This window comes from Moorena sp. SIO1G6 (assembly GCF_010672795.1).
Lineage (GTDB): Bacteria > Cyanobacteriota > Cyanobacteriia > Cyanobacteriales > Coleofasciculaceae > Moorena > Moorena producens.
Window position 1 is genome coordinate 47,513 of the sequence record NZ_JAAHFZ010000039.1, and the last position, 12,557, is coordinate 60,069.

The following is a 12,557-nucleotide window of genomic DNA, read 5'->3' on the forward strand; positions in this document are numbered from 1 at the left end:
ACCTCCTAATTGGCTCCTAGTTGTTCTGCCAGCCTTTTAGCAATATCGTCTATTTCGATAAGTTGCTCGCTTTCATCTGGTACCTCCTCTTTTTCAGCTAGTAAGTCTTTAACTAAATAATCTACCAGTTTCTCTACCGTGGGATAATCAAAAGCCAGAGAAGATGGCAGTGAACAATCTAAACTGGATTGCAACTTATTCCTCAACTCGACAGAACTTAAAGAATCCATGCCTAGGTCAAAAAAGCCTGTCTCTAATGAAATGGATTCGGGATTATTGATTCCTAATACCAGAGCTAATTGACGACGGACATGAGCTACTAATAAAGAGCGACGTTCGTTAGGTTCTGTTGCCTCCAGCTTTAACAGAAATTCTGACTTAGACGTTTCAGAAGTGGTTTGGATTGTTTCCTGCCAATCTGCCAAGAAAGGCCATTGGGCTAATCTCTCCTGCCAAGCTGACCACTCAAGGGGAATCACTCCTACTTCTACATCCTCACCACTCATCAGTAGTTCTAGAGACTCTAATACCTGAGTTGGAGAAATTACACCCATACCCTGCTTGGATGCCCTCATATCAGCACCCCTTTCTGCCGCCTCTCCCACTTGAGCAACGGCTCCCCAATGAATGCTCAATCCCGACAATCCCATCCCGCGACGATAATGGGCTAACCCATCAAGAAACCCATTAGCTGCCGAATGATTTCCCTGACCAGGTGAACCCAACAGAGATGCTGCCGAAGAAAACAGCACAAAAAAGTCCAATGGTTGATTTTGAGTCAATTGATGCAAATGCCAAGCACCTTGCACTTTCGGTGCCATCACTTGCTCAAAGCTAGACCAACTTTGGTTTTGTAACACTCCATCCGACAACATCCCTGCTGAATGAATTACCCCTGCTAGTGGTATGTTGGACTGCTCAATCTTGTGCAGCACTCTGGTCATTGATTCAAGATCAGACACGTCGGCTTTTTCCACTACCACGGAAGCGCCAGCCATTTCTAACTCTGTTATTTTTTTCCTAATAGCATCATCCGGTGAACGGCGTCCCAACAATACCAAATGTTTAGCTCCCTTAGACACCATCCAATTAGCTACCAGTAAACCCAAACCTCCCATACCTCCTGTAATCAAATAGCTAGCTCCAGAACGGAAACTTAAAGGCTTTTGAGTCGTACCATCAGCAAGTTGTGTTTGACTCACCACAATCTTGCCTATATGTTTGGCTTGCTGCATATAACGGAAGGCATCAATGACTTTCTCTATGGGAAATACCTTCACTGGTGGTGGTTGTAGTAAACCGTTGCTCAACTTATCTTTCAACCCTTGCAACATAGAATTGATTAATCCCGGTTGCTCTATTGATTCTTTGACTAAATCCACTACAAAATAAGATACATCAGGTCTGACTGCTGCTACTTGGCTTGAATCCCAGACTCCTCGCTTGGAGATTTCCACAAACCGACCACCAGAACTTACTACTGAGAGACCCTTGCTAATAAATTCCCCAGAAGTCAGAGAGTTGAGTACAATATTTACTCCTTGACCTTGAGTGATTGCCATCACCTGGTCAGCAAACTCCACTGTCCGGGAATTCATAATGTGTTTGACTCCCATCTGTCGTAGCGCTTCCCATTTGGGAGGACTGGCGGTAGCCAAAACCTCAGCTCCTGCTCGCTGTGCGATTTGAACTGCTGCCATCCCCGTACCTCCGGCACCAGCATGGATGAGAATGCGATCGCCACCCTTAATCTTAGCCACATAATGCAAAGCATAATAAGCTGTTAAAAAATTAGCTGGAATAGATGCTGCTTCTTCAAAGCTCAGATGTTCTGGCTTAATAACTACATAGGTAGCATCAACAGTTACATACTGACTAAAGCTGCCTTGAGCCATAGCCATAACTGTATCCCCTATATGAAAGCCTGTGACTTCTGACCCTACAGCTACTACTTCACCCGCACACTCTCCACCAAAACTGTCCATCTCTACTAAGTGTTTTTGAGACATTCCATCCACTTGCTGAGGGACTAATCCTAATGCAGATACTACATCTAGAAAATTCAATCCTGTTGCCTTAACTCTAATTTCTACTTCCCCTGCTCCTGGCGGACGTCTAGTAACTGGCTCTAGGATTAAGTTATCTAAACTACCCTTCTCGGAACTTCCTAGTTTGAATGGTTGAGATGGCACCAACTGTTGTGCCACTGGTTGCCGATGACGACTACCCACCAACCGAGCCACATAACGACCATCTCCACGCCATGCCACCTGATCTTCGGAATCCTCCGACCAGATTTCATTAAAGAGTGCATCAGCTTGACCCTCTATAGTCTCCTCTGGGTCTAAATCTATACGAGTACAGTTTAACTCTGGATGTTCCAAGCTAATCACTTTTCCCATTCCCCACACCGAAGATTGAGTTACTCCTGGTATGACCGGATGATTTGACGGCACCGCTTGAGCACCACTCGTCACTAACCATAACCGGGGTGATTGAGATAATCCGGCTTTGACTAAGGCTTGTACCAAAGATAAGGTTGTGCCGCACCCTAGCCGAGATAAGTTTTCTAATTCCTCAGAGTTGATAGTTTTACCTAGCCCTGCTTCGGTTGTCCAAGATTGTACTACTCCCGATAAAGATGGTGATTTGGCGGCTAGAGTCTCTATCAGTTGCTCAAATTCTGAGAGGTTGTCGGGGTTAATGGTAAATTCTTCCGGGGCAAGCTGTTGATAGCTCTCTCCTGCAAATACTAAGGTACAAACGTCTCCTACTGAGCGCAGTTGGCTAGCTAAGTGTTGAGCAATTCCTTGAGTGTCTGCTAGTATCAACCAACCTTTCGATGTCTCCTTCGTTTGTTCTAAGGTTGTGGTAGCTGCTTGGGCTACAATCACCGTTTGCTCTGACAAAGCTTTTGCCATTCCCTCCACTTCTGGCAAGGTAACTACTTGAGTAAAACCTGTTTCACTCAACACCTTTTTCCACTGCTGGCGACTCAGCAGTGGGTAGTCTGGTCGTAATTCATAATCACTGAATTTCCACCATCCTTCTAATAGTCCAAAGATTAAATCCGCCCACCTAATCCGAGTTGTTGCTTCATACAAGACCAACATTCCCCCTGGTGCCAACAGTTGCCGCACATGGGATAAGGTTTGCTTGAGACTTGCGGTTGCATGGAGGACATTGGCCGCAATAATTACATCATATTGATGAGATTCAAATCCTTGGCTGGTCGGGTCTACCTCTATATCTAAGGTTTGATAGCCCAGGAATCGATAATCCCGGAATTTCTCTTGGGCTTTACTGGTGAACAATGCCCCAATATCGGTAAATATATATTCTGTTTGGTTGGGATTGAGATGGGGCAGAATATAGCTAGTTGTCCCTCCTGTTCCAGCTCCGATTTCCAACAACCTTATCCCTCGGCTCGGTGGTAATTTCTCAATAGCTTGAGTGATGGTTTTTTGCACGATCGTGTTCATCACTTTCGCTACACTTGAGTCTTGATACAGTTGGGTTGCTGTGGTTAAATCTCCTTGAGGGAACACCAATTGTACTGGGTCTATTGCTCCTCTTAGTACGACCGCTAGTTGAGATGCACAACGGTCTAATAATGTCAATGTTGCTGTTTCCTGTGGATATTGACTCAGTAAACTCTGGCTTTGTTGAGTCGGGTTGACTTTCTCTAAGGTTTGTTGCACCTGCCACCGTTGTTGCTGGCACTGGAGTATTCCTACTTCTGCTAAGATTTCTAGCAAACGCTGGAACAGTCGTCGTTGGCTCGGAACTATGGCTAAACGTTGGACTGCTGCCTCCAAGTCGAAGCTCTCTGTTGGCTGGTATGACCAACCCATTGACCCCAAGGCTTGCACTATATAATCTACGCTTAATTCTTCTAAGCTCCTGCCAATTTCTGAGGTACGAGCATTATCTACTTGAGTTACTAATTCTGTTAGACTGGGAGTTAATTTTTGGCTAATTTCTACAGGAGGTATCAGGAAATATGGTGGTAGTAGTTTACCGAAAATACCTTTGTTTATCCACTCTACTTCATACAACCAATCTGTTATTGATTCGGTTTCTGTTCCCAGTAGAGTCTGTTTTGTTGCTAGTTTGAGTTGTAAACCTTTGAGGTTGGCAATTATTTCTCCTGAAGGAGTTACTATGGTGACAATAGTCGTTAAACTTTCTGGAGTTTTCACTTCGGGACTGGTTACTGATGCGTAAGCCCATAAACTTAGCCCGGGATTCTTATATAGTTTGAATTCTTCTATTCCTACTGGCAGATAAGTTTTATCACTATCCGTTTCTGGCAGTGCATGAGATATTACTTGAAAGGCTGCATCTAATAGTGCTGGATGGAAATTATACTCCCCTGTTTCTGTTATCAATTCTTCGGGTAGTTTGATATAAGCTAGTGCTTGGTTTGAACCCGACCACAATTCTTGAATGCCTTGGAAGCTATTTCCGTAGTCTATCCCCAATTGTTGACATTTTTGATAATGTTGTTTGACTTCTATTGCTTGATTACATTCACTCTTGTATTTTTCTATGTCAATTTTTGTCTGAGTAGCGGGGGTTGACTCTTTTCTGATTTTTCCTGTGCTATGGAGTCTCCACTCTTCTTCTTCAAGTTGAGAAAATATTTTAAACTTGTAGCTTTGGTTGTCTGTTGGGGTGAGTATGGTTTGGGCATTTGTCAATTCTCCTGCTGGTAGTATCCATCCTCTACCTATGGTTAGGTCTTCTACTACTATCTGGGGTGTTTTTAATTGATGATTTCCTGCTGCTATTGCTATTTCTAGGTAGCCGGTTGTGGGAAATAGTGCTTGATTAAATACTCGGTGATGGCTGAGATAATTGGGTGATTTTTCTCCTATTTGTGATGCAAATATTTGTTGTTCCCCTGCACAATTTAGCTTTTGACCTAATAGGGGATGGAGGTTTTCACCTTTTGAAAATTTCTGTTTAGGCCAGAAGTTGTTGTTGGTTTCTATCCAATAACGTTCCCGTTGGAATGGATAAGTCGGCAATGCTACTTTCTGACGACTATAGTCAGAGTCAAACCTTGACCAATCTATTTTGGCTCCTTTTACATACAATTGTCCTAAGCTATAGAGCATTTGTTGCCACTCATCCACTCCTGGACGCAATGATGGCAACCATTCTCCCACATCTTCTGTTAAACATTGCCTTCCCATTCCTAACAATATTGGTTTGGGTCCCACTTCCAAGAATACCTTATAACCTTCCTCATCCAGAGTTTTCATACTCTGGGCAAACTTCACTGGTTGTCGGACATGATTCACCCAATATTTAGCAGTAGTTATTTCTGAACTCACCTTTTGACCAGTAACATTAGAAATGAGTGGTATCCGAGGCTGACTATAGGTGACTTCTTGAGCTACTGCTTCAAACTCTGCCAACATTGGCTCCATTAACGGGCAATGAAAAGCATGGGACACCTGTAAATGTTTGGTCTTAACTCCCATTGCTTCTAACTTACTGCAAATGGTTGCGATCGCTTCACTTTCACCAGAAATCACCATACTTTCTGGTCCATTAATCGCTGCTATTGTCACTTGTGAACTATACTCGCCTATAGCCTCTGTTACCTGAGATTCTGATGCCATTACAGATACCATTTCACCACCAGAGGGTAACTGTTGCATCAACCTGCCCCGCATGGCGATTAATTTCAGACCGTCCTCCAGACTAAAAACCTCTGCCACACAAGCTGCTACATATTCTCCGACACTGTGACCCATCACTGCATCTGGGTTTATGCCCCATGATTGCCATAACTTAAACAGAGCATATTCTATAGCAAACAGAGCCGGTTGGGTATAAGCAGTTTGGTCTAGTACAGAGGAGCTTGAATGCTGTGGGTGTTGAGGATAGAGAACTTGATTGAGTGGAGATTCCAGATACTGCTGTAAGATTTGCTCACATTGATCTAAGGCTTGACGGAAAGTCGGTGCTTGTTCATAGAGTTGCCTTCCCATGTTGATGTATTGGGAACCTTGACCTGTGAATAACAACGCAATTTTCGATGCTGTGGTCTTGTTGGACAGTTCTCCTGAACTGATTCCTGCTACTTGTTCTCCTTGTTGGTGCTGTCGAAGTTTTGTGACTAATTCGTGTTGGTTTGAGGCGACAACCGCTAGTCTGTGCTTGAAGTGAGTACGTCCAGTGTTGGCAGTATAACATAGATCGGCCACACCTAATTTGGGATGAGTTTTTAGATAATTTTGATAACTACTGACCAACTCATCAAAAGCTGTTTCGGTTTTAGCTGATAGAGTTAATATATGAATTGGACGTTCTAAATCTTCTTCACTTCCGACTTCTGACTTCTGACTTCTGACTTGAATTGGAGCTTCTTCTAAAATGGCATGAGCATTTGTACCACTAAAACCAAAGGAACTTACTCCAGCGAGGCGACTTTTCCCATTCCTTTGCCAAGGGGTCAGCTGGGTCGATACTTCTACTGGTAAGTCCGACCAATTAATATAAGGATTAGGCTGGTTAAAATGCAGTGATGCTGCTATTTTTTGCTGTTGCAGTTGCAGGACTACCTTCATCAAACCGGCAATTCCTGCTGCTACTTCTAAGTGACCTATGTTAGTTTTAACTGTCCCAACACTTAAGGGGTTTTCTTGAGAGTGAGTTTTTCCAAATACTGTTCCTATGGCTTTGACTTCAATCGGGTCTCCCAAAGAAGTTCCTGTCCCATGAGCTTCAATATAACTAACACTTGCTGGGTCTACTCCCCCATTTTCGAGGGCTTGACGGATCACAGCTACTTGAGACGGGCCATTAGGTACTGTCAATCCACCACTTGGTCCGTCTTGATTAACAGCAGTTCCACGAATTACTGCCAGAATATTATCCTGATTGGCTACAGCGTCTGAAAGTCGCTTCAAAACAATTATTCCGCATCCTTCTCCACGGACGTAACCATTAGCCGAAGCATCAAACGTCTTACAACGACCATCGGGAGATAACATTTTGGCTTTAGAGAAAACAATACTCAACTCAGGAGATAGGAGTAGATTCACACCACCAGCTAAAGCCATATGGCATTCTCGCTGTCTGAGGCTCTGACAAGCTAGATGCACAGATACTAAGGAGGAAGAGCAAGCGGTTTCTACTGCCAGATTAGGTCCTGTCAGTCCCAATATGTATGATAAACGACCTGTAGCAGCAGAAGGCACATTACCTGTCCCCCAATAAGCCTGTGGCATCTCACAGGTGGCCAGCTGATTTAAGTAATCGTTACTACCAATGCCAATAAATACTCCTGTCAGACTATTAAACAATTTATCCGGGACGATGTTAGCCCTTTCTATTGCTTCCCAACTTACTTCTAGCAAGAGGCGTTGTTGGGGGTCTAAGCTTTGAGCTTCTCGGGGTGAAATCCCAAAAAATGGGGCATCGAAGCGATCTATGTGTGAGATAAAACCACCATCGCGGGTATAAAGTTTACCTGGAGCATCTGGAGAAGGGTCATAGTAGTCATCAATGTTCCATCGCGCTAATGGTACTTCTGCGATCGCATCTACTCCATCATGGAGTAGTTGCCAGAATGCTTCAGGAGAGTTGACTCCACCAGGGAAGCGACAACTCATGCCAATTATCGCTATGGGTTCCTTGCTTTGAGCTTCGTATTTTTCTAATTTTGAGCGTGCATCTTTAAGGGCTATAAGTGCTTTTTGTAAGGGGGATAGTGGTTGTTCTGATTCTTTTTTTATGATCATTATGTCTTCCAGTATAGCATTATATTTTGTAAATTCTAATGTTGTATTAGATTAATTTTTCTAATGCTTCAATTTCTTCAAGAACTGATGCTTCTAGTTCAGTTTCTGAGAGTTGGGTGACATCTGATAACTGGGATGAGTGCTCCCCAGGAACATCTTCCTCCTTTAATTTCTTTTCTGTTTCATCAAAGAAATCTAGAGGAATGACATCATTGGTTAAATACTCTACCAGTGCTTCTACCATAGGATAATCAAATAACAGTGTTGAACTTAAGCTTGCTTCTAAACTTGACTCCAAGCGATTTTTTAATTCCACGGCCATCAAAGAATCTAAGCCTAATTCAAACAAAGGCTGTCGCATTCCAATCTTTTGTGCATCTGTCCAGCCTAAGGTTTTGGCGATCACCGAGCGAATCTGAGTTGTTAATAACTCCTGACGTTCTGAAACGGCTGCTGCTTCTAGTTGTTCCCTAAATGCCGACTTTTGGGTTAATGATGGCTCAGTGGAAATCAAAGCGGACAAAAATGGCATCTTTTGCCCACCCGGTAGTTGGCTGACAAACCTTGACCAATTAACCGGGAACACCCCCACTTGGCTTTGGGACTCCGATAACAATGACCCCAATGCCTGCATTCCCTGTTCTGGTTTGATGGCAATCATGCCACTCCGATCAAGCCGCTGCTGATTAAAACTATCTAAACGAGCGGCCATGCCTCCTGCTGCCCATGCTCCCCAGTTAATACTCAATCCTGGTAATCCCTGCCCTCGACGATAGTGAGCTACTGCATCCATAAAACCATTAGCGGCGGCATAGTTTCCTTGACCTGGTGAACCCAACATCGAAGCCATCGACGAGAAACAGACAAAGAAATCTAAGGGTAAATCCTGGGTCAGTTGATGCAAATACCAAGTTCCTGCCACCTTTGGTGCCATCACTTTGGTAAACTGCTGCCAATTCATGTTTTGCACTAACCCGTCATCCAATACCCCAGCTGCATGAATCACCCCTTTGAGTGGGGGTAATGATGCTGATATTTCCTGTAGTGTCAAGGCTACATCCTCTTGATTGGAAATATCTCCTAATAATACACTGACATGGGCTCCAGCTGTTTCTAACTCCTCTATTACTTTTTGTGCGGTTGGATTCGGAGCCCGACGCCCCATTAAGGCTAGATGCTTCGCTCCTTGAGTGACCATCCATTGGGCTACTTCCAACCCTAAGGCTCCTAATCCTCCGGTAATTAAATAACTGGCTTCTGGTTTGATGGAGTTTGGCTGACCTGTGGCTTGTGGCATCTCCACAACTACCTTCCCTATATGCTTGGCCTGCTGCAGATACCGGAAGGCTGCTGCTATTTCTGTACTGGGGAATACTTTATAAGGTAAGGCTTTGAGTTTTCCTTGCTCCCATCGTTGAGTTAATTCCTCCGACAGTTGAGCCATTACACCTGGTTTTTGTTGGACTACTTCTCCTAAATCAAAGGGGTAGTAGCTAACATCTGGTCGTTTTTCCTTGACTTGCTGTTGGTCCCAAATCCGAATTTTGCCGATTTCGACAAATCTGCCTGTTGGAGCTAATACTTCCAAGCTCTTGGGAATGTACTCTCCATTGAGGCTATTGAGGACTACATCTACCCCAACTCCTGCGGTGCGCTCCATGATTTCCCCGGCAAACTCTAAGGTGCGGGAGTTCATGACATGCTTGATTCCCAGGGATTTGAGAAATTCCCATTTACTCGGACTGGCGGTGGCCAATATTTCTGCCCCTGCTCCTTGGGCTATTTGCACGGCGGCTTGCCCGACACCACCTGCTGCAGAATGAATTAATACTCGCTCTCCTGGTTGAATTTTGGCTAAGTGCTGCAACCCATAGTAGGCGGTCAAGAATGTCAGGGGTAGGGTTGCCGCTTCTGCAAAACTCATTTGTTTGGGCTTTGGCATCACATGCTCTACTGGGGCAGTGATGAAACTGCTGAAACCATCGTGGAGCATGGTGGCTATCACTTCATCTCCTACTTGCCACTGTGATACTTGTGCTCCTACGGCACAGATTTTACCAGCACATTCAAAACCAAAGGTCAGTTGCTGTGCACTGCTGATGCCTAGATGGGAGGCGTAGTAGTCTTTAAGTAATCCTAGGGCGTTGAGCACGTCTCGGAAGTTTAGTCCCACTGCAGCTACTTCGATTTCTACTTCCATAGCTTTTGGAACACGCCGCTGCATTGGTTGCCAGTTGAGATTGTCGATCACTCCGTATTCTGGCAGTTTTAATTGCACTGGTTGGTCGGCTGAGGTGATGGCCTGTTTGTGGTTTTTTTGTCCAAGTCTGGCTACATAACGACTGCCCTGACGTATGGCGATTTGGTCTTCTACATCTTCTGATAACAGCTCTGTGACTAGGGCTTCTAGGTTTTGAGTAATCGGCAATTCTGGGTCACAGTCGAGGCGTTTACAGCCTAATTCTGGGTGTTCTTGGGCTATGACTCGTCCTAGTCCCCATAAGCTTCCATACTCGGGGTTGATTACTTCTTGGTCTGAGTTGACCCTCTGAGTTCCTTGGGTGACTAACCACAGCTGCGGGATTTTTTCCGGTTTGCTGTTGACGATTGCTTGCACCAAATGCAGCACTGCCCCACAACTTTGGGCCAGAATTGTCTCTAATTCTAGGTGGTCTTTGCCAACGAGTTCCGGCACACTCCACAGATGCACCACCCTTGTCATCCCTGGGTTTTCTTCTAGCAGTTGTTGGAATTGTTCAGCACTGGTGGGATTGATTTGATAGTGTTGTGGACTTAGTTGCTCATAGGTCTGTCCTGCTGATACTCTGATGCACTCGTGACCTTTGTGTTCTAGTGCTTCTACTAGGTGAGTATCTTCTGCCAATACTAACCATTTACTGGTTGCTGCTGGTGATGGGGTCGTTGATGGTAAGGCTTGAGCTTGCCAGTTGATTTGATAATACCAATGGCTGATATCTGGTTGCAGACTTCTCAACAGAGCATTGGCTGTGGTTGCCCTTACCCTTAATCCCTCTAGCTCGGCTAGTATCGTGCCCTGGTTGTCTACCAGCAAAATGTCTGCGGTTAAGCTAGTTTCTGGTATTTCTGCGATCGCCCATACCTGGCTTATTGTCTGACGATACAGTTTCAATTTTTCTATCCCTACTGGCAGATAGGTCTGGTCGGTTTCGGTTTTGTCTAGGGCATGACCTAGGATTTGTAGAGCTGCATCTAATAGGGCTGGATGTATCTGATAGTCTGTTACTTGTGCTGTTAATTCCTCTGGTAAGCCTATTTGCCCTAGGGCTTTCCTTTGACCTTTCCACAACTGTTTTATTCCTTGGAAACTGCTGCCGTAGTTAATCCCTCTTTCGAGACATTGTTGATAATGTTGTTTAATGTCTATGGCTTGACTACACTCTGTTTTGTATTTCTCTAGGTCGATTTTGCCTTTGCGGTTGGTAGTCGGCTCGGTGTAGATCTTTCCTTCGCTGTGCAACAGCCATTGGGGTGTCTGTTTATTTTCAGCAATGGATGTGCTAAATATCTCGAACTTATAGCTGTTGTTTTCTAAGGGGCTGACTACTGTTTGTATTGTCAAAATTTCTGTTTCTGGTAGGATTAACCCTCTTACTATGGCTACATCTGCTACTTCTACTTCGGCTTTGTTGAACAGATTTTTAGCGGCTGTTGCTGCCATTTCTAGGTAGCCTGTGGCTGGAAATAGCACTTTTTCAAATACTTGGTGGTGGTTTAGGTAGCCTGGGTATTCTGCCCTTAGGTATGATTGAAAACGATGTTGATTCTCTATTCCGGCTAGGTTGAGTTGTTCTCCTAGTAATGGGTGCAGATTTTTTTCTTTTGACCAATGCTGTTGCTGTTGGTAGTCATTTTTGGTTTCTACCCAATACCGTTCCCGTTGGAATGGATATGTCGGCAATACTACTTTATTACGGCTATAATCTCGGTCAAACCCTGACCAATCTACCTTGACTCCCTGCACATATAACTGTGCCAAACTAGACAGCATCAACTGCCATTCATCTACTTCCGGACGTAACGACGGTAACCACACACCAAACTCTTCTGGGAGACACTGCCGCCCCATGCCTAATAAAATTGGTTTCGGTCCGATTTCTAGGAATATTTCATACCCTTTTTGGTGCAAGGTCTCCATACTTTGGGCAAACCTGACTGGTTCTAACACATGATTTACCCAATAGTTGGCTGTGGCAATGCTCTTGTCGGCTCGCACTCCTGTAATATTTGATATTAGTGGAATAGTCGGTTGATGGTAGGTGATTTGATGGGCTACTGCTTCAAATTCTGCCAACATCGGTTCCATCAACGGTGAATGGAAAGCGTGAGATACCTGCAACCTTTTGGTCTTGATTCCCTCAGCTTCTAATTTGTCACAAATAACACCAATGTCTTCACTGGCTCCAGAAATTACTACACTTAATGGTCCATTAATCGCAGCAATCGCTACTTTCTGTGTGTAGGTCTTGAGCAAATCACGCACTTTTGACTCCGATGCCATCACCGAAACCATCTCACCCTCACAGGGCAACTGTTGCATCAACCTTCCCCGGGTGGCAATTAGTTTGAGACCGTCTTCTAAACTAAAAATTCCTGCTACTGTTGCTGCTACATATTCTCCGACACTATGCCCCATGACTACATCTGGGTTTATGCCCCAGGATTGCCATAACTTAAACAGGGCATATTCAATGGCAAATAGGGCTGGTTGAGTATAAGTAGTTTGGTTAATATCTGAAGTGTTTATGTCTTGAGGCT

The 12,557-nt window shown here is 44.4% G+C and carries 2 protein-coding genes; both read right to left on the minus strand.

Annotation, left to right across the window (positions count from 1 at the left end; all coding sequences use genetic code 11):
• Positions 1-5: 5 nt before the first annotated feature.
• Positions 6-7,760 carry a type I polyketide synthase gene (locus F6K63_RS26650; RefSeq protein ID WP_287313548.1) on the minus strand — a complete coding sequence of 2,585 codons (7,755 nt, stop codon included), beginning with the start codon at positions 7,758-7,760 and terminating at the stop codon, positions 6-8.
• 46 nt (positions 7,761-7,806) lie between these two features.
• The coding region (locus F6K63_RS26655; protein WP_287313550.1) for an SDR family NAD(P)-dependent oxidoreductase at positions 7,807-12,557 on the minus strand (4,751 nt) is incomplete at its 5' end.